Origin of the sequence: Flavobacterium zepuense (assembly GCF_007097145.1) — a bacterium.
Taxonomy (GTDB): Bacteria; Bacteroidota; Bacteroidia; order Flavobacteriales; family Flavobacteriaceae; genus Flavobacterium; species Flavobacterium zepuense.
The window spans coordinates 1-22972 of the sequence record NZ_VJVZ01000005.1 but is presented as its reverse complement, the minus strand read 5'-3'; the positions used below and the strand labels follow the sequence as shown (position 1 = coordinate 22972).

22 protein-coding genes are annotated in these 22972 nt (G+C 43.0%); 5 read left to right on the top strand and 17 right to left on the bottom strand.

What is annotated here, in order from left to right; genetic code table 11:
* Nucleotides 1–8: 8 nt before the first annotated feature.
* The 5 genes from rfbB to recR form a co-directional block, all read right to left on the bottom strand.
* Complete coding sequence (gene rfbB / locus FMM05_RS08895) at nt 9–1070, bottom strand: dTDP-glucose 4,6-dehydratase (protein ID WP_143373023.1); 1062 nt, start codon at nt 1068–1070, stop codon at nt 9–11.
* A 23-nt stretch (nt 1071–1093) separates the two neighbouring features.
* Entirely contained in the window at nt 1094–2488 is a 1395-nt protein-coding gene (locus tag FMM05_RS08890; protein ID WP_143373022.1) for a UDP-glucose 6-dehydrogenase, read from the bottom strand.
* Nucleotides 2489–2563: 75 nt separating this feature from the next.
* A complete protein-coding gene (locus tag FMM05_RS08885; protein ID WP_143373021.1) occupies nt 2564–3832 on the bottom strand; it encodes a nucleotide sugar dehydrogenase in 1269 nt (422 codons plus the stop codon).
* A gap of 1 nt (nt 3833) precedes the next feature.
* Complete coding sequence (locus FMM05_RS08880) at nt 3834–4835, bottom strand: SDR family oxidoreductase (protein WP_143373020.1); 1002 nt, start codon at nt 4833–4835, stop codon at nt 3834–3836.
* A 219-nt stretch (nt 4836–5054) separates the two neighbouring features.
* Entirely contained in the window at nt 5055–5675 is a 621-nt protein-coding gene (gene recR, locus FMM05_RS08875; protein WP_143373019.1) for a recombination mediator RecR, read from the bottom strand.
* A 124-nt stretch (nt 5676–5799) separates the two neighbouring features.
* On the opposite strand from recR, the gene FMM05_RS08870 reads away from it, so the two are divergent.
* A complete protein-coding gene (locus FMM05_RS08870) occupies nt 5800–7311 on the top strand; it encodes a sodium:solute symporter (protein ID WP_143373018.1) in 1512 nt (503 codons plus the stop codon).
* Here the strand turns inward: FMM05_RS08870 and FMM05_RS08865 are convergent.
* Both FMM05_RS08865 and FMM05_RS08860 read right to left on the bottom strand, forming a co-directional pair.
* On the bottom strand, nt 7286–7651 hold the full coding sequence (locus tag FMM05_RS08865; RefSeq protein WP_143373017.1) for a CoA-binding protein: 366 nt from the start codon (nt 7649–7651) through the stop codon (nt 7286–7288). The genes FMM05_RS08870 and FMM05_RS08865 overlap by 26 nt on opposite strands.
* A 72-nt stretch (nt 7652–7723) precedes the next feature.
* Nucleotides 7724–8809: a carboxypeptidase-like regulatory domain-containing protein gene (locus FMM05_RS08860; protein ID WP_143373016.1), complete on the bottom strand. Its 1086-nt coding sequence runs from the start codon at nt 8807–8809 to the stop codon at nt 7724–7726.
* A gap of 114 nt (nt 8810–8923) precedes the next feature.
* Here FMM05_RS08860 and FMM05_RS08855 point away from each other — a divergent pair, with 114 nt between their 5' ends.
* Complete coding sequence (locus FMM05_RS08855) at nt 8924–9613, top strand: pirin family protein (RefSeq protein WP_143373015.1); 690 nt, start codon at nt 8924–8926, stop codon at nt 9611–9613.
* A gap of 56 nt (nt 9614–9669) precedes the next feature.
* Here FMM05_RS08855 and FMM05_RS08850 read toward each other — a convergent pair whose 3' ends face one another.
* Nucleotides 9670–10137, bottom strand: coding sequence for a gliding motility lipoprotein GldH family protein (locus FMM05_RS08850; RefSeq protein ID WP_143373014.1), 468 nt, complete (start codon nt 10135–10137; stop codon nt 9670–9672).
* A 192-nt stretch (nt 10138–10329) separates the two neighbouring features.
* Between FMM05_RS08850 and FMM05_RS08845 the strand changes: the two genes are divergently transcribed.
* The 3 genes from FMM05_RS08845 (at nt 10330) to FMM05_RS08835 (ending at nt 12656) form a co-directional block, all read left to right on the top strand.
* Nucleotides 10330–11349, top strand: a complete 1020-nt coding sequence (locus tag FMM05_RS08845) for a T9SS type A sorting domain-containing protein (protein WP_143373013.1) — start codon at nt 10330–10332, stop codon at nt 11347–11349.
* A 100-nt stretch (nt 11350–11449) separates the two neighbouring features.
* Nucleotides 11450–11986 (top strand): hypothetical protein, encoded by a 537-nt coding sequence (locus FMM05_RS08840; protein WP_143373012.1) that lies wholly within the window; start codon nt 11450–11452, stop codon nt 11984–11986.
* Between the two features lie 19 nt (nt 11987–12005).
* A complete protein-coding gene (locus FMM05_RS08835) occupies nt 12006–12656 on the top strand; it encodes a MarC family NAAT transporter (RefSeq protein ID WP_143373011.1) in 651 nt (216 codons plus the stop codon).
* Nucleotides 12657–12720: 64 nt separating this feature from the next.
* Here the strand turns inward: FMM05_RS08835 and FMM05_RS08830 are convergent, their stop codons facing one another.
* The 9 genes from FMM05_RS08830 to FMM05_RS08790 form a co-directional block, all read right to left on the bottom strand.
* Complete coding sequence (locus FMM05_RS08830; RefSeq protein WP_143373010.1) at nt 12721–13962, bottom strand: sulfate adenylyltransferase subunit 1; 1242 nt, start codon at nt 13960–13962, stop codon at nt 12721–12723.
* 3 nt (nt 13963–13965) lie between these two features.
* On the bottom strand, nt 13966–14877 hold the full coding sequence (gene cysD, locus FMM05_RS08825; protein ID WP_143373009.1) for a sulfate adenylyltransferase subunit CysD: 912 nt from the start codon (nt 14875–14877) through the stop codon (nt 13966–13968).
* 2 nt (nt 14878–14879) lie between these two features.
* Nucleotides 14880–15596, bottom strand: coding sequence for a phosphoadenylyl-sulfate reductase (locus FMM05_RS08820; RefSeq protein WP_143373008.1), 717 nt, complete (start codon nt 15594–15596; stop codon nt 14880–14882).
* Nucleotides 15597–15956: 360 nt separating this feature from the next.
* Nucleotides 15957–16370 (bottom strand): RrF2 family transcriptional regulator, encoded by a 414-nt coding sequence (locus FMM05_RS08815; RefSeq protein ID WP_143373007.1) that lies wholly within the window; start codon nt 16368–16370, stop codon nt 15957–15959.
* A gap of 1 nt (nt 16371) precedes the next feature.
* Nucleotides 16372–17304 carry a citrulline utilization hydrolase CtlX gene (gene ctlX / locus FMM05_RS08810; RefSeq protein WP_143373006.1) on the bottom strand — a complete coding sequence of 311 codons (933 nt, stop codon included), beginning with the start codon at nt 17302–17304 and terminating at the stop codon, nt 16372–16374.
* Between the two features lie 13 nt (nt 17305–17317).
* Entirely contained in the window at nt 17318–18232 is a 915-nt protein-coding gene (locus tag FMM05_RS08805; RefSeq protein ID WP_143373005.1) for a dimethylarginine dimethylaminohydrolase family protein, read from the bottom strand.
* Nucleotides 18233–18334: 102 nt separating this feature from the next.
* Nucleotides 18335–20545, bottom strand: a complete 2211-nt coding sequence (locus tag FMM05_RS08800; RefSeq protein WP_143373004.1) for a C25 family cysteine peptidase — start codon at nt 20543–20545, stop codon at nt 18335–18337.
* Nucleotides 20546–20721: 176 nt separating this feature from the next.
* Complete coding sequence (locus FMM05_RS08795) at nt 20722–22005, bottom strand: citrate synthase (protein ID WP_143373003.1); 1284 nt, start codon at nt 22003–22005, stop codon at nt 20722–20724.
* Between the two features lie 188 nt (nt 22006–22193).
* A partial coding sequence (locus FMM05_RS08790; protein ID WP_143373002.1) for a T9SS type A sorting domain-containing protein occupies nt 22194–22972 on the bottom strand: 779 nt, incomplete at its 5' end.

Sequence of the window (22972 nt, the reverse complement as noted above, 5' to 3'; positions counted from 1 at the left end):
GCTGCATATTAGTTAGTACCCCTTTCAGAATATTGTTCGTCGTAATATTTCATGTATGCACCCGATGTTACACTTTTAAGCCAGTCGGTATTGTTTAAAAACCAATCCACCGTTTGCTCAAGGCCTTCTTCAAAAGTAACCGATGGTTTCCACCCCAGCTCGGTATTTATTTTAGATGCATCTATAGCATAGCGCAAATCGTGCCCCGGGCGGTCTTTTACATAGGTAATAAGCTTTTGGTTCTCACCCTGTTCCCTGCCCAGTTTGGCATCTAAAATACTGCACAGCAGTTTAATAAGATCTATATTTTGCCACTCGTTAAAGCCACCTATGTTATAGGTTTCGTGGTTAACACCTTTATGGTATGCCAAATCTATTGCTGCGGCATGGTCTTTAACAAAAAGCCAGTCGCGGGTATATTTGCCGTCGCCGTAAACCGGCAACGGCTTTTTCTCTATAATGTTATTGATGAAAAGCGGGATAAGCTTTTCCGGAAAATGATACGGACCGTAATTGTTAGAACAATTGGTAAGCACATACGGCATGCCATAGGTTTCGCCATAAGCACGCACAAAATGATCTGACGACGCCTTAGATGCCGAATATGGCGAGTTAGGCGAATATGGCGTTGTCTCTGTAAACAGGCCTTCTGCGCCAAGCGTGCCATACACCTCATCGGTACTTACATGGTAAAAGCGTTTGCCTTCCCAATTGTCCTGCCAAACAGCCTTAAAGGCATTAAGCAGGTTCATGGTACCTATCACGTTGGTTTTTACAAACGCAAGCGGATCGGTAATCGACCTGTCTACGTGCGATTCTGCCGCCAGGTGAATAACGCCTTCAAACTTATGTTCGTAAAAAAGGCTGTCTACAAACTCCTTATCGGTAATATCGCCTTTAACAAAAACGTAGTTCTTGTTATCCTCAATATCTTTAATGTTCTCTAAATTTCCGGCATACGTAAGAGCATCCAGGTTATAAATGGCATACTCCGGGTAACGGGTTACAAACCTGCGCACCACATGAGAGCCTATAAAACCGGCGCCTCCCGTAATAAGTATCTTCTTCATTTAAGCTTTTTGCTATACAACAATTATTTACCTATAGTCTGGAATACAAAACCGATAGATTTTAAGTACTCCCCGTCTAACACGTTCCTGCCGTCAAAAACAAACGCAGGTTTTTTCATATTGTCATAAATACGCTGCCAGTCGTAACCTTTAAACTCATCCCACTCGGTTAATACCGCAATAGCATGTGCATCTTTACAAGCATCATAAGGATCGCTAAATGTAGTAACACCTTTAGCATTCTCTTCTTTAGATCTTGTACCAAGGTAATTAAGGTCGGCCAATATTTGCTCTTCTTCAACCTTAGGGTCGTAAACCGCAATACCAGCCTGCTCATATAGTAGATCATCGGCTACATAAATAGCGGCTGACTCCCTTGTATCGTTAGTGTCTTTTTTGAATGCCCAGCCCAGGAAAGCAAGTTTTTTGCCCGATACCGTGTTGTAAAGGGTTTTAACCATGTTAGAGGCAAACCTTCTTTTTTGGTGGTCGTTCATTATAATTACCTGCTCCCAGTAATCTGCAACCTCATCAAGGCCGTATGATTTAGCAATGTAAACAAGATTTAGGATATCTTTTTGGAAGCATGAGCCACCAAAACCTACCGATGCTTTAAGGAATTTAGGGCCAATACGGCTGTCCATACCAATAGCACGGGCAACTTCGCTAACATCAGCGCCTGTTTTCTCACAAAGCTCGCTCATTGCGTTGATAGACGATACCCTTTGTGCAAGGAATGCGTTAGCCGTAAGCTTAGAAAGCTCAGACGACCATACATTGGTAGTAAGTATCCTTTCTTTAGGGATCCAGTTAGCATACACCTCTACAAGAGCATCGATAGCTGCAACACCTTCAGGATCTGTATCACCACCAATAAGTACCCTGTCCGGAGCCAGTAGGTCTTCCATAGCAGTACCTTCGGCAAGGAACTCAGGGTTAGAAAGTATCTGGAATTTAACGCCGTTACCGGTATTATCCAATATACTCCTTACTGCCTCTGCCGTACGTACAGGAAGTGTAGATTTCTCTACAACAATTTTATCATCTTTAGCTACTGCAGCAATTTGCCTTGCGCATAGCTCAATATATTTTAAGTCAGCTGCCTTACCTTTACCTAAACCGTATGTTTTAGTAGGCGTGTTAACCGATATGAATATCATCTGGGCTTCATCTATAGCCTTTTCAACCTCAGTAGTAAAAAATAAGTTACGGCCTCTTGCTTCGCCTACAATTTTATCAAGACCCGGCTCGTAAACAGGAAGGTTATCTAAGTTCTCGTCGTTCCATGCAGCAATACGCGCTACATTTAAATCAACAATAGTAACTTTAATGTGAGGACATTTAGCTGCGATTACAGCCATTGTAGGGCCTCCAACATACCCTGCCCCGATACAGCAAATATTAGTTATCTTACTCATTTTTTTACTTATAATTGTTTATTGTTCTAATAATTTAGGTTAATGAAATGCAAACTTACAGTTTTTTCTTTATTGTTAAAGCCTGCCCTGTGCTTTACTGCCCAAAACTCCTTTAACATCGTATATTATGCTTTTTTCTTTTTGAAGAAGGCTTAAATCCATCTCTAAAAATTCGTTGTGTGCCACCCCCAGTATAATCCCGTCAAATGTATCGGCAGGTACCTTATTGGTGGTTTCCAGGCGGTATTCGTGCGCTACCTCTTCCGGATTGGCCCACGGGTCGTATATTACTACCTTAATACCATAATCGTTAAGTGCTTTTATAACATCTACAATTTTAGTATTGCGCACATCGGGGCAATTTTCTTTAAACGTAATGCCCAGCATAAGCAGCTGCGCACCGTTTACTACAACCCCACTCTTTATCATAAGTTTTACAACCTGAGAGGCTACATAATCGCCCATGCTGTCGTTTAGCCTGCGGCCTGCAAGGATAATTTCCGGGTGATAGCCGGCCTCCTGTGCCTTTTGTGCAAGGTAATACGGGTCTACCCCTATGCAATGCCCGCCTACAAGCCCCGGCTTAAAGGGTAAGAAATTCCATTTTGTACCCGCAGCCTCAAGCACATCGGTAGTATTAATATCCAGCAGGTTAAATATTTTAGAAAGCTCGTTTACAAACGCAATGTTGATATCGCGCTGGGAATTCTCTATAACCTTGGCTGCTTCGGCCACTTTAATAGAAGGCGCCATGTGCGTGCCCGCCGTTATTACCGATTTGTAAAGGTCATCTACTTTAACAGCCGCCTCCGGCGTTGAGCCTGATGTTACTTTGGTAATCTTCTCCACCGTATGAAGCTTGTCCCCCGGATTGATCCTCTCCGGCGAATAGCCTGCAAAGAAATCAACGTTAAATTTTAGCCCGCTCACACGCTCTAAAACCGGTACGCATTCATCTTCAGTAACCCCCGGGTACACCGTAGACTCATAAATTACAATATCGCCTTTTTTAAGCGATTTGCCTACTACCTCGCTTGCACGGTGCAAAGCGGTTAAGTTAGGTCGGTTGTTTTTATCTACAGGGGTAGGCACGGTAACTATGTAATAATTGCAATCTTTAAGAGCCTCAGGGTCGTTAGTGCAAAGCAGGCCGTTACCGGTTGTATAGCTGCTTAAAACCTCCTTAAGTTCGGCACTTTCAATCTCTTTTGTAAAATCTTCGCCGTTGTTAAGTTCGGCAATGCGGTTTTGTTTAATATCAAAGCCTATAACAGGGTACTTTTTTGCCATTAAAACGGCAAGGGGCAAACCTACATAGCCTAATCCTATAATTGCTATCTTCATTCTATTTGTGTGCACCAACGGGTTTTAAATTTTCCCAATACCATGCAACGGCCTCTTTAAGCCCCTGCCCCATAGAAAACGCCGGAGCATAGCCCAGCAGGCTCTTAGCCTTATTTATACTGGCTAATGAGTGTGGTATATCGCCTTCGCGGTTAGGCCCGTACACAATGGCAACTTTTGCAATGTCAGGGTCGTAATCCGAAAGGAATTCTTTTAAATAGTTTACCATTTCATTTAGCGTGGTGCGTTCGCCAAATGCGGTGTTATACACAGTATTAACTGCATTTATATTTTGGGTAGACAGCGCAAGGTTGTTCATTTGCACTACATTGTCTATATAAGTAAAGTCTCTTGAGTGGTTGCCGTCGCCATTAATAACTGGGCTGTCGTGTGCCATTAACTGCATTACAAATTTCGGGATAACGGCAGCATACGCCCCGTTGGGGTCCTGCCTGCGGCCAAATACATTAAAATAACGCAGCCCGACGGTTTGCAAACCGTAGGTACGGCTAAAGATATCGGCATACAGCTCGTTTACATATTTTGTAATAGCGTATGGCGATAACGGCTTACCAATAACATCTTCGGTTTTAGGGAGCAATTCCGAGTCGCCATAAGTAGACGAACTCGCGGCGTATACAAAGCGCTTAACATTAGCATCGCGCGCGGCAGTAAGCATGTTTAAAAAGCCTCCCACATTAACATCGTTAGTGGTAATAGGATCTTTTATAGACCGCGGTACCGATCCTAACGCCGCCTGGTGCAGCACATAATCAACGCCCTGTACTGCTTTTTGGCAGTCGGCCAGGTTACGGATATCCCCTTCTATCAAAGTAAATAAAGGGTTATCAAAATGATGCTGTATGTTTTTTTTATGACCGGTAGCGAAGTTATCCAGGCATACTACCTCATGGCCTTCAGACAGGAAAAAATCACACAAATTAGAGCCAATAAACCCCGCACCTCCGGTTATAAGAATCTTAGCATGTTGGGTTGTTTGCATTGGTAATTGCTGATTTTTTCTCGATTTTTTGCTATCTGGTTAAGTTGCAAATATATATACTATAATTGTAACCGAGGATGATTTAATAATTTGCAGGCATCTTTTATTGATATTTCAGCCAACAAATAGTGTTTTTATTGATTTGCAAAAAAACGCAAATCTGAGAGTTTTTTCATTAAAAAACCCGTTAAATATGTGTTAATTACTGTAAGCCTGCGCTTACATATTCTTCATAGAAATTTCAAACGGCACACGGTGTATAATACTCCTGCCAAGGGTAACCTCATCGGCAAACTCCAGCTCATCGCCCACGGCAATACCCCGCGCAATGGCCGATGTTGTAATGCCATACTCCTTAATTTGCTTGTAAATATAAAAGTTCGTAGTGTCGCCCTCCATAGTAGAACTCAGGGCAAAAATAAGCTCCTTAACGCCGCCTGCCTTAACCTTTTCTATTAGTGTAGGTATGTTAAGCTGGCTTGGCCCTACCCCATCTATAGGCGATATCTTACCCCCTAAAACATGGTACACCCCTTTAAACAGGCTGGTATTTTCTATAGCCATTACATCGCGGATGTCTTCTACCACACAAATAATTGAGGTATCGCGGGCATGATTGGCGCATATCTGGCACAAGCCGGAATCAGCAATGTTATGGCAGCGTTCGCAAAACTGAATATCGGTGCGCATTTTGTGCAAAGCCTCTGCCAACAGGCGTGTTTGCTCCTCGGGCTGCTTAAGCAAATGCAGCATAAGCCGCAGGGCAGTGCGCTTGCCAATACCGGGCAGTTGCGAAATTTCGGCCACAGCCCTTTCCAGTAGTTTAGAAGACATTTCCATAGTGGGGCAAAGGTACAAAATAGAGGGCAATTTTGCATTGGCATATACCCTGCTGCAACACAAAGTTTATTAGCTGTAGGATTTTAAAAAAATTTTAGTTGCTTTGTAATACAAACACAACGCTATGCAACCGCTAACCATACTCGCTATAATAATTGTTTACTTTGGGATACTGATATTAATATCGCGCCTTGTAAGCAAAGAAGACAGCAGCAATGATACCTTTTTTAAAGCCAATAAAAACTCTAAATGGTACCTGGTTGCCTTTGGTATGATAGGCACTGCGCTAAGTGGCGTAACGTTTATATCGGTACCCGGCGAGGTGGGTTCGCCTAACGGGGAACAGTTTAAATACTTCCAGTTTATACTGGGTAACGCCGTTGGTTTTCTTGTAATTGCAAAGGTGCTGCTGCCGCTGTATTACCGCTTAAACCTAACCTCTATTTACAGTTATATTGAGGGGCGGCTGGGCTACTACAGCTACAAAACATCGGCAATGATATTTTTAATAAGCCGTACAATCGGGTCGGCTTTCAGGTTATATTTGGTGGTAATTGTATTGCAGCGCTATGTTTTTGATGCTTTTGCCGTACCGTTTTGGGCCACGGTATTAATATCGCTGTTGCTGATATTTGCGTACACGTATAAGGGCGGACTAAAAACCATCATCATTACCGATACGCTGCAAACATTCTTTTTGGTATCATCGGTATTTTTTACCATATACTTTATTTGCGACAGCCTGAACCTGAATATTACACAGGCATTTGAAACCGTGAAGCAAAGCAACTACTCTAAAATATTTTTCTTTGATGATTTTGTTACCAGCCGCTTCCATTTTGTGAAGCAAATTATTGGCGGTATGTTCGTAACCATTGCCATGGTAGGCTTAGACCAGGATTTGATGCAAAAAAACCTGAGTTGCAAGAACATTGGCGAAGCCCAAAAGAACATGTTTACCTTTACAGGGATATTTGTAGTGATAAACCTGTTTTTCTTAGGTGTGGGTGCACTACTCTACATATATGCTGCCAAGAATGGTATCGGGGTACCCACCGAAATGGGCAAACCCCGCACCGACCTGCTTTTCCCCGAGATTGCGTTTAACCACCTTACCATAGTGCCGGCTGTAATATTTTTATTAGGGTTAACGGCAGCCACCTTTGCCACTACCGATAGCGCCCTTACAGCGCTTACCACATCATTTTGTGTGGACTTTTTGGGCATGGATAAGGCCGAGAACCTTGCTAAAACCAACAACGTAAGGACAAGGCACTTTGTGCACATATCCTTTTCGCTGCTTATGTTTTTGGTGATTATAGTGTTTAATGCCATTAACGATGCATCGGTAGTAACCATGATCTTCAGGATCGCATCATATACGTATGGGCCGCTATTGGGCTTGTACTGCTTTGGGCTATTTATGAAAAACCTCAGCGTGCGCGACAAGCTGGTACCATTTGTGTGCATAGCGTCGCCATTGCTTACGTTGGCACTAAGCCTTAACTCGGCGGCAGTATTTGGCGATTATGTTTTTGATAACGAGCTTATCGTGGTAAATGCCCTTATTACGTTTTTACTGCTGTTGTGCATCAGTAAAAAAGCACTGGTTAGTATTGGTTTACCGAAAGCATAACCAGCGTACAGGCCACTTCTATCTCAATATTATTTTCGCGCAGCAGCGAATACAGGTCGGGGTTCTCTGTACCCGGATTAAAGATCACGCGTTTAGGCTTAAGCCCAATAATATAGTCGTAATACGGCTTTTGGTTCATGGGGTTTAAGTATAGCGTAACGGTATCTACCCCATCAAACGGGGCAGCGCCTTTTTCTATCTTAATACCATCAAGGTTATCTTCTTTTTTGCCCATTGCCACAACCGGGTGGCCAAAGCGTTGCAGCATTTTTACAGCCCTGTATGCATAGCGGCTGGGCTCTGTAGAGGCGCCCATAACCAGCGTTTTTTTAGTTTCCATAGTAAAAGTATTTATATAAAGATACCAAAAAGCGTGCCCTTATCCTTGTTTTTTAGGGTTACTATAACACAGTTAAGGCGTGTATTTGTAATCGGCAGGCAGGAGGTCGCCCGCTTTTAGCTCACCCATATACCCGCCAAAAGTAAGCTCCTGCAACGGGAAAAACAGCCCATTTTCATCAATATAAAAAACACCATTATGAAAATTTAAAGCGGTTTGTTCTTTACCATGAACCACCATAAGCTTTACATCGCTGTACTTTTCAGGGTGGTTAGCCTTATAGCGCTCAAAAAGCCCCGGACTGGCAGCTATACTGGCCCGGATATCCTTTACACTCTGTGGTATAGCAATAAGCTCCACCCTTTTAAGGTTAACCGTATCGGTTACTTTAAAGAACTCTTTATGGTCTGCCGGAATTTTATCCACATACAGCTGGTAATTTTCCTTTTGCCAGTTGTTATCGGCCACGGCCCGCATAAAATGTACCGAAGAACCTAAATAAGCCTCCTTGCGCTTTTTATCCGCACCGCCTTTTTCAGAAAGGTCGGTAAAAAAAGTAGTACCCGCAAAAAAGCTGCCCCTTATATTTTCGTCGTTAAGGGTAAGGTAGTTGTAATTGGCCTGAAAAGCATTCAGGTCAAACGCCACTTTGTACTCCAGGTACTTGTTATTGATGATAATAGGCTTAAATGCTTTTGCGTGCAGGGTGTTATCTTTAGTATCAAAATGCAGGATAATATCATCCTCGTTCTCAATTTTACAGCGCGAGCCGCCCCTGTCGCCTAAAAACTGCTTACGAAATGCCTTCAGCATCTGCTTGCGGGTAAAGGGTCCGCCTTTTGTAATAACCACCTCATTAAGCTGAATGGCATCTTCCCGCAGCAGCACTTTTATGGGGCCGTTATACTGGTAGGGGTCGTTAACCGTAAGGGTTTCAAAACCCATGTACTTAACAACCAGCGGGGCATTGTATTTTTGTGCCGTTACTATTTTAAAATACCCTTTGGCATCGGTACTGGCCGAAAGGGTTGTACCATCTATATACACAAAAGCACCTTCCAGAGGTTTGTTCTCGGCCTCATCATACACGTAGCCTGACAATGTTTGGCCGTAGCCTATTCCAAAATTTAAAAGCAGCAGCAGCAATAATGCCCTCATTGGTAAGATTTTTTCTAAAGATATTAAAAAAATCTACCGCACTATAAATTCTATTTACCGCAAATTTATTTTTAGCATTGGGCAATCCTATATTTTTGGCTAAAAGCAATTTGTATGATACGCCAAAGCCCTGCCCAAATGTATACCGCAAAACAACGCGGCCATACCGAAGATTCGTTACACAGGCTTTTAGCCACTTTTAATTTTGGGGCTTACGCCGATGACACCCGAAATCCGTTTGGGTCGCTTGCCGTTGTAAACGATGAAACCCTGGCACCCCATAACAGCATTAGCCGTAACGTGGGCGATGCCACCACACTGCTTATACCGTTGGTAGGGTCGTTGTATTATAGCCTGGGCGCAAAAGAGCAGGTACTCATGCCAGGCGAAGCGCTTATTATATCGCCTTTTGAAAAGGGCACGGTACTCGAGCTAAAAAACCCGTATGACGGCGACCTGGTTAATTACCTGTTTATTGTTTTTAGGGGCATACGTACGGTTAATTTCGGCATCAACCGCATTAACCTTGATGTGCGCAACAGGCTGCACGGGTTTGTGCAGCAAAGCGTTTTTGGCTACATGGGTATTTTTGACGGACGCAGGGAAGCTTTGTATAACGTTAAAGATTCGGCCAACGGGTTGTTTGCCTTTGTGATAAACGGCTCTTTTGAAGTAAACGGCCGCCTGCTGGAAGAGCGCGATGCCCTTGCCCTTTGGGATACCAACGAAGCCGATATTGAGGCCCTCTCTGAAAATGCCATCATCTTATTGTTCGAAGTACCCATTACACGGTTTACTGCCTGAGAGGATAATAGTGCATCCTCATATTCCATTTCGACGAAGGAGAAATCTCTTGAATACTATTGAACCGGGTGCTCTATCTTAACGCCTACCGCAAGCACATTAGGCACATAAGCGTTATTAAAAGTACTAGTAACCGCAATTTGATAATCACCCGCCTTAAGCGTAGCGCCCTCCTGTATAGTAACAGTCAGGTCGCAAACATCACCCGCACATTGTGATGCGGGTTTGCCATCAGCACCTGTCAGCTGAAGGTTAACAGGTACCTCATCATTCAGCCCATCGGGACCTGAGATCGTTACCACTAACGGCACACTGGTATATCCCGGCTCGTGCACATGCGAGAACAGCAGCTTTACATCGGCATTCATAAGGCCTTCCCCTATGGTAAACTTAAACTTCTTGGTATCTTCTTTTTGCCAGCGGTTGGCCGGGAACTCTTTGTTGGTTTCGCTCAGGGTAATGGTGTCGGCCTTATTACAGGACAGCAGGCTGCATAACGCCAGTAGGGCAAGTATTTTTTTCATAGTGGTGATTATTGGTATTCTTACAGACAAAGAACAAATCTAAGATTTTATACAATGAATTAACATAGCTATATAAAAATACAGAATTTTAACAAAATACAATTCACCGCAACTAAAAAGCCATTTACCTCAAATCTAAATTTTGCCCTTAAACATCGTTTACATTTGCTTCAAACAAAAATTAACTGACACATGGAAAGGAAAGCATTTTTAAGAAACAGCATGGGCTTTTTAGGCCTTGCAGTTACGGCCCCATCTGTTTTGAGGGGAATAAACGCGAAAACAGAATCCGAAAGTGAAATATTAACCGATAATTGTACGCTTTCACCCAGCGAAACGGCGGGGCCTTTCCCAACCATTACACCATCAAATTGGGAGCGTATAGATATTACCGATGGGCGTACGGGCGTGCCCTTTACCATCAATATCAATATTATGAACAAAAATGCCAACTGTACCGCCCTGGCCGATGCCATCGTAGACATCTGGCATTGCGATAAAGACGGTAACTACTCAGAGTACGGAGGCTCTGGCATGCAGCCAACTAACTACACATCAGTGCACTTTTTGCGCGGCAGGCAGGTAACAAACGCTAACGGACAGGTAGGGTTTACCTCTATCTTCCCGGGCTGGTATACCGGGCGTGCCACACATATACATGTTCATGTTTATAACGCATCGGGTACGTCGTTGTTAATCACACAGATATCATTCCCCGAGAGTGCTGACAGCGCTGTTGTGGCGGTAAACTCGGCCACAGCCTATGGCTATACCAAGGGCATGAACGGTTACACCTATAATGATGACGACAATGTATTTAGCGACGACACCAACGGTGCCGAACTGGGTACTGTAAGTGGCAGTATAGAAAGTGGTTATACTTTAGAACACACCATATATGTTAACGGCCCTACGCTTAGTGTGGGTTCGTTAAGCAAGGCACAGTACAAGCTGGAGCAAAACTACCCTAACCCTTTTACCGATGCTACCACCCTGCCCCTAAACCTGGAGTACGACAGCGAAGTTAATGTTAGCGTTTATGACCTGACAGGCCGCAAGATAGCTACCGCCTACAGTGGCGGCATGAGCGCCGGGGCAAACACCATTACCCTTAACCGCAACAACCTGAGCGGCGGTTATTACCTGTATAAAGTAAGTATAATAAACCAAAACGGTAGTTTTGAGGAAAGTAAAAAAATGCTGGTTAAGTAAGGAGAACCCGTATTTTATTGTTGGTTATTTGTATATTTGGAAAGGAGAGGATTTTGTTCTCTCCTTTCTGTTTTGTAGAATTTGTAATGTAAAGTGCTGTATGCCACACCCTAAAATACGCCTGGCGTACCGTGTAATTATTGATAATACTGCCACCGCTGCGTGGGACAGGTATATTTTTGAAGATACTTATAAAGAGTACCTTATGCAGCAGCAACTCTTTAATAACAAAGAAAACCCGAGAGCTACATTTAGGGAATTACTCTCTGAAAACCCTAAGGCAGAGCAGCTTCACTTTTTAACCGGCCGTGCTGCCGATAGCTATGTTAGCCAGCTAAAAGGCAACTTTTACCGCCTGCCCGATGTGCTGGGCACTACGTTTTTTCCGTTTACCGGATACCGGCTGGATATTGTAAATACTGATATTACCGACAGTTCGCGCCATAAAGTGGGCATTACATTATTTTCTCCATTGTTAACGTATTTAGGCATTGTAAACAACTGCTATTTGGTTTCAGTGCAAACAAACGAACAGTCAGGATATGAAACCGTTATGTTCCCCATCCAGCCGCAACTTGCTATTTGTTATTATAACGATGCCACACCTACCGACTCTTTAAAACCAACAACCCTATAACCCTTACCACCAACCACCTATGGAATTATTCATCAAAATTTTCGTAGCCATTTTTTCAGTTATTAACCCGCTTGGTGCGGTACCAATATTTGTAGGCCTAACGCAGGACGACAGCAACCGCGAGCGGCAGCGTATCTCGTTTTGGGCTGCGGTAAACGTATTTTTAATACTACTTATCTCCTTTTTTATTGGCCAGTATGCGTTGGCTTTCTTCGGCATAAGTATTGACGCTCTGCGTATTGCAGGCGGATTTATTATTGTGAATTCAGGTTTTTCATTACTGAACCGAAAGTTTACCAAAGGCCGTGGCGTACATAAAGACATAGAGAACGACGCCCAAAAACGTAACGATATTGCCCTTACACCGCTGGCTATACCCATGCTGGCAGGCCCGGGATCTATATCGCTGCTTATAGCCATGCGCCAGGATTATAATGCTATAGAAGAACAAATTATAACCTGCCTCGCCATGGGGGCCGTAGCTGCTATTATCTTTTTAATTATGCGCAGCGCCCACTACCTGTCGCGCATATTAGGGGCATCAGGTATTGTGGCTATTTCGCGCATTATAGGCTTTATAGTAATTGCCATTGGCGTACAGTATATTAGCAGCTCTATTGTGAATATTGTAGAGGGTATTGATTTTAGTAACCTCAATTTGCCAAAATAAAAAAGCATAAGGCCTAAACCTCATGCTTTTAACACTAAATTACAAACAAACTATTAGTACATTATCATGCTACAAATCCTACAGCAACCGTATTGTTTGTCTGGGTATCAATTAAGATAAACACACCGTTGAGCCTGTTGGCCGCAAACGAATCTAAAAATACCGGCGCAGCGGTTTTAAGCTGCACCTTGGCGATGTCATTCAGTTTCAAAGCAGAAGCCTCATAGGTTTGAGATGGGTTTTCCGGTGGAATAACCGCCTCTATAGCCTGCAATTTGCAAACGGCAGTACGCGTACCGGCCTGCAATAGGTACTTACCTGACAAAGAGGCTTGTTTTTCGTCCATCCAAACCACCGTAGCGTTAATATCTTTAGACAACAGCTTTTCGTTAGGCTGCTTAACCAGCATCATGCCACGGCTAATATCTACATCATCTTTAAGACGAAGCTGTATCGACTCGCCCGCATTTGCCGATGTTGGCGTATTGGTAAACTTGCGTATCTCTATAACTTCACTTTTAGTTCCTGAGGGCAGTACCGTAACCTCATCACCTACAGCAAGCCTGCCACTAATGATGCGGCCTGCATAAGCCCGGTAATCAGTGAATTCCTTATTCTGCACATGCAGTACCTGCTGTACATCAAGGGCAAAATCCTCATTTTCTATACCGTTCGGTATAATTTTATGTAGGATACCCGATAGCGTATCGCCTTTATACCAATCGGTATTATTTGATGGGTTTACCACGTTGTCGCCTTTTAGCGAACTGATGGGCAACACATGGATATCAGGCGTATGGCTAAACTGCGCCGTCATTTTATTAATTTGGGCAGCGATGTTTAAAAATACATCTTCGCTGTAATCTACCAGATCCATTTTATTGATACAGAACACCACAGTTTTTAACCTCAGCAGGCTGCTTATAAAATAATGCCTGTGTGTTTGCTCCAGCAATCCCTTGCGTGCATCGATCAGGATAATCGAAACCTCTGAGTTGGATGCTCCCGTAACCATGTTGCGGGTATACTCCACATGGCCGGGGCTGTCGGCAATGATAAATTTCCTGTCGGCGCTGGAAAAGTAAATGTGTGCCACATCAATGGTAATACCCTGTTCTCTTTCGGCAATAAGGCCATCGGTAATAACCGAGAAATCAAGATCTTCCAACCCTTTCTCTTTAGTTTTACGGGCAATAAGTTCTTCCTGCTCAATAGTAAGGGCATGGCTGTCGTTTAAGAAACGGCCAATTAGTGTGCTCTTGCCATCATCTACACTGCCCGCTGTATTTATTCTTAGTAAATCCATATTTTAAAAATAGCCTCCTTTCTTACGTTGCTCCAGTGCGGCTTCACTACGTTTATCGTCTATGCGCGCACCCCTTTCCGAAGATTTAGAGGATTTGTTTTCGTACATAATATCTTCAATTGCTGAGGCCTCCGACACAAACGCTGCGGTGCAGGTCATATCGCCCACAGTCCTAAAGCGCACTACAGTCTCCACGATTTCATCAGTTTCCACCAAATTAAGGTAATCTGACAAGGCAAGAAAAGCACCATCCCGCTTAACCAGTTTGCGGGTGTGCGCAAAATATATGGTAGGCAGGCCAATACCCTCCTGGTTAATGTAAGTCCATACATCTTCTTCGGTCCAGTTGCTTATTGGGAAAGCGCGTACGTTCTCTCCAAAATGGATCTTGCCGTTAAAGATGTTGAACAATTCCGGGCGCTGTTTTTTGGCATCCCATTGCCCAAAATCATCACGGACAGAGAAAATGCGTTCCTTAGCCCTCGATTTTTCTTCATCGCGGCGGGCGCCACCCATACAGGCATCAAAGCCAAACTCTTCTATCGCATCCAGTAATGTTACTGTTTGCAATGCATTACGGCTGGCGTGCTTGCCGGTTTCTTCCTTAACTTTATTCTGGTCGATACTATCCTGTACGTAACGCACTATAAGTTCCACACCCAACTCCTTAACCAGCTGGTCGCGGAATTCGATAGTCTCCGGAAAGTTGTGCCCGGTATCAATGTGCAAAAACGGGAACGGAATTTTAGCCGGGTAAAATGCCTTTTGCGCCAGGCGTGCCAACGTAATGGAGTCCTTACCGCCCGAGAAAAGCAGCACAGGTTTTTGAAACTGCGCTACCACTTCGCGGATGATGTAAATACTCTCATCTTCCAGCGTTTGCAGGTGTGTATAGGGGTTTATATGCTGTGTCATTCTTAATAATTTTTATCAGTGTGTATGTGCAGGCCGCACTCTTTTTTACCATCTTCCCACCACCAGCGCCCGGCTCTAAAGGGTTCGCCTTCGGCAAGGGCGCGGGTACAGGGCGCGCAGCCAATGCTCAGGTAACCTTTTTTATACAGGCTATTTAGCGGAATATTATGGGTATTTATAATGGTTTCAACTTCTTTTAGCGTGTAAAGCAATAGTGGATTAAACTTTATAAGCTGGTTAGCTTCATCCCACTCCAATAAATCCATGTGCTCACGATTTTCGGATTGTTCTGCCCGAAGGCCTGTAATCCATAAATCAGCCCCTTTAATGGCTTTTTGTAGCGGAACCACCTTACGTATCCTACAACACTCTTTGCGGCTTTCTATGCTTTTGTAAAAGCCATTGATGCCTTGTGAGGTAACATAGGTTTTGATATCCTGCTCTTCAGGAAAAAACGTGGCAATATCAAGGTTGGGGTATTTGTTCTGGGTCTTTTGGAAAACCTCGTACGTTTCATTAAACTGGCGGCCGGTATCAAGCGTGAATGTCGAAACAAATTCGGCATACGGCGCAATGTAATGTGTAAGCACCTGGTCTTCTATCCCAAAAGAGGTAGAAAACACTTTTTTGCCTTCAAAGTTTTTTATAATGTACGGAATGGAGTCGGCCAACGCCATTCCTTTTATTTCATTATTGAGGTATTTTAATTTCTCCTTCATTGTATTTCAATCTCTTGGCGGCCTTAAATAAGGCACTACCATATATAATAAAAAATATTTTTCAAATATAGCCATTACTCTATAGAATTTATAGACTTATTGAAAATATTTTTTTGCAGGAAATGGAATGCGCATTTTATGGATACAGTCATTGCGAGCGAAATGCAATGTAGCGCGGCACCCGAGGGCTTGCCCGAACTGACCAAGTAATCTCACTCGGGGAGGAAAGAAATTACTAATTATGGGATCGCTTCGTGCAATGACGAACCCAAGAAACTTAGTCGTAATCTAAAAATATTTTTGTCAGAAAGATTGATTCATACTTCGCTCTGACCAGTCTTACCTTAAAATAAAGCACATTTACGCCATAGTAAGATCATACAGCGTTTTTTGCTGTAGCAGACTCAATGTATTATCGCGCACGGTAATAAGAAAATGGTTTAGTGAGCATTTTTCTTCATGTGGACAATCGTCGCAGCGTTCATAAAAGTTATGGCTGGCGCAGGGCAGCATGGCAATAGGGCCATCTAAAACCCTTATTAGCGTTGCTGCTGTAACGGTTTTAGGGTCTTTTAGGAGATAGTACCCCCCACCCTTGCCTTTTTTAGAACCCAGTATGCCGAACTTTTTAAGGTCGAGCAATATGGCCTCCAGGAACTTTTTAGGTATTTGTTCCCTCTCCGAAATATCAGATATAAGCACCGGTACCGAGGGGTCCTGCCTGGCAATATAAATAAGCGCTTTTAATCCGTACTTCGTTTTTTTAGAGAGCATATTATTTTTTTGGTGAAAATATTTCGGCCATCATGCAGCGTGCGCTTCCGCCTCCGCATGCCTCAATAGTATCAAGGTTAGCAGTTAGTATAGCGGTGTGCTTTTCTAATTTAGCCACTTGGTCTTTCGTTAAGATTTGTTTTGCAGCATCGCTCATTACAAGGTAGCTTTTATCGGCTCCCTGCACCTGTAGCATGTTGCCAGCAAAGTGGTTTAGCTGTGCCTCGGTTAGCAATACTATTTCCTTGCCATCCTTCCTCAGGTTTTCCAACACCATTTTGCGTTCTTTTTTATCATCAATACAATCGGCGCAAATAACTGCAAATGTACTGCCTATGCACATCATAACATTGGTATGGTAAATAGGCAGGCGTTCGCCATCAACCGTTTGGAACGCTTCAAATATAACCGGGTTGTATTCAAAATCCTCGCAAAACTCTATCATAAGCTCCTCATCGGCACGGGGCGAAAGGGCGCAATAGGCTTTGTGGTTTTCCCTATCTAACACAAGGCTGCCGGTACCTTCTAAAAAGTAACCATCTTCTTCTGCGCTGGTGTAATCAACAATATTATTAATGGTAAAACCGTGGTCTTCTACAACATCCAGCAGCTCCTCGCGGCGCTCAGCACGGCGGTTCTCGGCAAACATAGGGTACAACGCCACGTCGCCATTTTCATGGAAGGACACCCAGTTGTTCGGGAAAACCGAATCGGGCGTATCCGGATCCAGCGTATCATCAACTACAATAACGTTAACACCAACAGCTTTTAGCTTTTCTACAAATGCATCAAACTCTGCCTGGGCTTTGGCGTTAACCGTGGCCGGCAAAAGGCTGTCTATAACTTTTTGGTAATAGTTATTAACCGCGGTTTGCTCGTTCATCCTGAAAGCCACCGGGCGTATCATTAATATAGTATCTGTAATCTGTTTCATTTTAAATTTTAAATTAATCTCTTAGCAAAGGCAGTGTGGAGCACCTAAGCAAACCTTCCTGTTTGGATATTTCGGCATACGGAACTTCCTCTACAATAAAGCCGTGGCTTTGCAGCCAATGCTTAAGGCGGGTAAAATTTTGCTCTATAACCACCACATCGCTGTCTATAGAAAAAAAGTTAGACGTCATGTTGTACATTTCTTCCCTGTCGATATGAAAAAGGTTATCAGCCCCAAACAGGTTTACAAGGTACATATAATCTGCCTCTTCACGAAATCCGCTTTTATATATTACACCCTTATTTTTACCTACCGGCTGAAAACAGCAATCAAGGTGAAGGGCATTATCGCGGGCTTCAATACGCGATTTTACAAGGTCGAACTCCTTAACTATCTTATCAGGAAACAATTCTTTTAAGAAGTTTACACCCTGCACATTGGTACGTGCCGTAATGTATTCTTTATAATCGCTGCCTTTATACGTTCCTACAAAGATATGATTATCCCACAAAATAACATCACCGCCTTCTATATGTACTTCTTCGGGCGGAGTTATAACCTTTGCAGGGTCTATCTGGCTCACAATATATTCTATAGCCCCCTGTTCGCGTTCCCTGTCGGGCAATATATTCGCTTTTATAAAATAATCATCTATAACAAAACCAATGTCGCGGCTAAATATCTGGTTGTAATTTTCTATAATTTGCGGGCGGTACACCTGTACATTATATTTCTCAAAAACCTTAATTAGGGCATCCATCTCTGCCTTCATATCCTCTTCTACCGGATAAGTGCCTGCAAGTATATGTTCCAGCGATTTTGGGTCGTACGCCTCGTGTATAGCAGGCGTTGGGCCGTTGCTTTCGGCAGTGCCCAGTATAACCGACCGTAACCGGCTTGTTTCGTTCTTTACATTTATATGCAGCATGGCTTATATTTTGCACAAATATAAAAAAAAGCCTCATGTAGAGGCCTTTTTTAATAGCATAGTCATAATAAATACTAAAAATGTATTGATACAGCTGCTTTATTAGTTTATGATTATTTTTTGGGTAAGTGTTTTACCGCTGCTGTTTACTGTTACCAAATAAATGCCCGCAGCATAATTTGCTGTGCTTACGGTATGCTCTGCCGCATTGGTTTGGCCCGAAGCATACAACAGCTTACCTGTAATATCCCTAAGCTCTATTTGCAGGCTTCCGCCGATAGCAGTGGCAACCGTAAAGTGGCCTTTTGCAGGATTGGGATAAATAGCAAAGCCGGTTTTTGTAAAACTACCTGTAGAAAGAGTTTGTACTGCTATCTCACCCTGATATGGTGTGTGGTTTTGTTGTGTCGCGGTAACTATTAGTGGGCCATTTATAGCCTCAAAACCTGTAAGGGTAATAACCGCTTCGCCATCTACAATTACACCTGTACCTATAATGACACCATTTTGTGTTATGGATATCAATGCGCCTTCGGCATCGCTGGTTACGGTTACGGTTTCTGCATTTTGCTGGATGGATTCCAAATGCTCTGCCACGATAGCCTCGGCAGGGGCATTACGGTATTGTACCGATGGGTCGCCAAAAAACACCCATGTTTTCATTACATCAACCGCTGTTGCGCTAAGCCCGTAAGCCTCAAGCATGCTAAGTTGCCCGTTGTAAAACAATTCGCCAAGCGTAGTTTTCCTGCTTTCAGGATCTGAAGCCGTTATAAGCTCGGTCATGGCATCCTGGGTTTCCATAGGCTCTGCCCATGCCATAAGTATACTCGACCCACAGGCTGCAACAGCACCCGCCGGAGTGCCATTGTGCTGCACATTAAGCCAGCTCTCGCAAAGCGATGTACCATTAGTAAACGTACCGTTGTTACACGCCACAGAAATTATAAACGGATATTTACCGTTGTTCTCAAGTGCATTTACATGCTCTGATGTGTACCAGCCTGTTACAAAAACATCCTGCGCGCCGTGGCCGGTATAGTTTAAAAGCCCTACCCCGTCATTAATAGCCTCAGATATCATTTCCGGGCTTGGGCCCTCCTCCAAGTCGTCTCCGCCATGTGAGCCATCGTAAAACTCGTAGATCTGGCTGTAGCCAAAGTCTAAAAGCTCAGTACCAATATTGCGCAGGTGCTGCCAGTCCGGCTCGCCGTCATCGCCATAGCCATCACCTTCGTTAGATCCTATCCCTGCGGCTTTAGTCACCCAGTCGCCCGCCATAGGTGCGGTTTCATACTCTAAAGTACGATTTACCATAACGGCAACATCCTGTACCGTGCCAGAGAAACGCCCTACCAAAACTTCAGGGTAAAAATCATCGCCCTCAAGCTGGCCGTAATAGCTATCGCTCCATAATTCTTCCGATCCGTTAAAGCCATATGTATAGCTCGGCAGGTTTTCGTGGTCGCCTACCAGCAACACGTAAACCAATTGTGAATTATCAGCATAATATTCGGTAATATATTCTTTAATTGCTTCGGGAGTTGTGCCGGCCTCTTCTAACGAAACGGTTGTTGTTTTTAAGCCCCTCTGGTTTTTCCATTGGCTAAAGGGTGTTATGGTTTCCATGTAGCCTTCGGGAGCTATGATAAGCATCTCATTAACCTGAGGCGCCTGGTTGGTACGCGCTGCATTAAGGTAATACTGGCTGTATATTGTATTGAATGTGGATGACACCCCTGTTTTGTGTGTGCTGCCACCCTGCGAATTTACATTTATTGTAATGTTGTTATATAACCTTAGGGTCTTAGTAACCGGATTATACTGGTACGGATAAAATGACACCGTTACACCTTTTGTATCTCGAAGTGTGTAAGGTGTGCTCATCTCGGCAAGGTTGCCGGGATAAAAGGCATCCTGCTGATAGGCTGGCCCAAAGCCATAGGCAACATCTGCCGGGTTTATATTGCGCTTAAGGCTACCTTTAGAAGGTAGGATATTTACATTAGGATAATCGGTATAACCATCATAAGAGATCTCCAACGATACATCACCGCCTTGCGGTACAATTACCGATGTGCGGTAGGCAGGCAACGCCGGTGCATCTTTTTGCATGGTAAAAACTTTAGTGCCTTTAAAGTCTTTATATGCTACACCATCCACCGTTTTTTGATCGTGGGTATAGCCGTTTGCTACATTGCGCACGGTAATGCGGTTGTCGGTATCTGATATTAGTTTAATGTTTTGTGCAAAACTACCAATGCTGCAAAGTAACAGCAGCAGGGTACCTGCAATAGTAAAGTTCTTTTTCATAGCGTAAATAACTGTTGGTTAGGATCCTAAAATTAGCATTTTTATTTTATCATTAAATAATTGTCGCCTTTTTTATTCGCTTTTTTATGTAGGTTAGATAAAACAAGAACAGTTTAAAGCAGGAAAGCCCCACTTTACAGTGAGGCTTCTCTATAATTTATTTTGCTGTAGCAGAATTATCGTGCGTCCTGAGGAACGAAATCCCTTAATGGTGCGCCGGTGTATATTTGGCGCGGACGGCCTATTGGTTCTTTGTTAAGGCGCATTTCTTTCCATTGCGCTATCCAGCCTGGTAAGCGGCCTATTGCGAATAGTACAGTAAACATTTCGGTTGGTATGCCCAGTGCCCTGTATATGATACCTGAGTAGAAATCTACGTTAGGGTAAAGGTTCCTTGATTTAAAGTACTCATCCTGCAATGCAGCTTCTTCAAGTTTTTTTGCGATGCTAAGAATAGGATCGTTAACACCTAAATGCTCTAACACATCGTCGGCTGCTTTTTTGATGATCTTAGCTCTTGGATCGAAGTTTTTGTACACTCTGTGACCAAAGCCCATAAGACGGAAAGGATCATCTTTATCTTTAGCTTTTGCAAGGTATTTATCGGCATCGCCACCATTTGCCTGAATTTCTTCAAGCATTTCCAGCACTGCCTGGTTAGCCCCACCGTGAAGCGGACCCCAAAGTGCCGAAACACCTGCAGAGATAGAAGCAAAAAGACCTGCCTGAGAAGAACCAACTATACGCACTGTAGATGTAGAACAGTTTTGCTCATGGTCTGCATGCAGTATAAATAATTTGTCAAGTGCGTTAATAACTGTTTCGTTACGCTCGTAAGGACCTGTAGGAAGCTCAAACATCAGCCTCATAAAGTTTTCTACATAACCTTTAGTGTTGTCATAGTAATTAAGAGGGTAACCCATGTTTTTCCTGAATGTCCAGGTTGCAACAACAAGAAATTTACCCATAGTTTTGCAAATGGCATCGTAAAGCTCCTCTTCTTTAGCTACATTAACCGGTGCAGGGTTGAATGCAGTAAGCGCACTTGTTAATGATGCAAGGATACCCATTGGATGGGCATTTTTAGGAAAACCATCAATGATGTTTTTCATTTCCTCGTTAACAAGGGTATATTTTCTTATATCGTTCTCAAATTTTTCAATTTGCGCAGCTGTAGGAAGTTCGCCAAATATAAGTAGGTAAGAAACTTCTAAAAAGTTAGATTTTTCGGCAAGCTGCTCAATAGAGTAACCCCTGTAGCGTAGGATGCCCTCTTCCCCATCAAGAAAGGTAATGGCACTTTTACAAGCACCTGTATTTTTAAAGCCCGGATCCATAGTAACAGCGCCGGTTTCACTGCGTAATTTATCAATATCAATAGCTAATTCATTCTCTGTACCTACAAATGTAGGGAACTCGTATTTCTTGCCATCAATCTCTAATATTGCAACGTTTGACATGATTGTATTTCGTTTTATTTTGGTTCGGAAAAAATATGTTCCTGCGAATTTAATAAATTACTATTTATTTATAAAGGAAAATACGTAATATAATCGCTAAATAAGTATATATATAATAAAAGTCGGCACCCTATAGGCACCGACTTTTGTTAATTATTTAAATTACAAAGCTTAAAGCTTATAATAATTTAGTTTTTAGCGATTTTCTGTACGCTTACGCCTTTTTCGGTAACTACTTTAACAAAGTAAATACCTTTAGCTCTCGCCGAAATATCTAAAATAGCCGCTGTACTATTTACGATTGATGTTTGCAACACCCTACCCTGCAAGTCATACAGCTCGTACGATTTTATACTGCCATCTGCCTTAATGTTTACTATTGAGTTAGACGGGTTAGGATAAATTGATACCGAAGCATCTTTTGCAAGGTCTTTTACACCAAGCACCTGAAATGCAGTTGTAGCCTCATTTGTAGTAATTGGGAAATTGTAATCGAAGAAAATATCGGCCTTGTTCATAACTTCATCATTAACCTGCAAGCTATTAAGCGATTTTATTTTAAAAATTACATTGCCTTTTTGGGTCGCGCCAAGGTTAATATCGTCAAATATAAATTCTACTTTATTTCCTGTTACCCTAACCTCTACATTATGTGAAGCATTTAAAACCTGTAATGAGCTCACATCAAATTTAGCTTCATCAATAACGTCTTTTACCACGATAAATGTTGCAGCGGCATCGCCCGTATTTTCAAAGTTGATTGTGTAGTGCAGATACTCGCCTATCATTTCAGGAGAAACAACACTGCCTTCAAGGCATGTAATGTCATTAGGATCGAACGAACCGTTTACAATCTGTTGAAATACAAAGAAATTATCATTAGGGGTTTCATCTGTTGCGCCTCCGTCTATTGATACATTATAATAAATAACGTCTCCGTTTTGTATGGCGGGAGTTTCCATTGGCC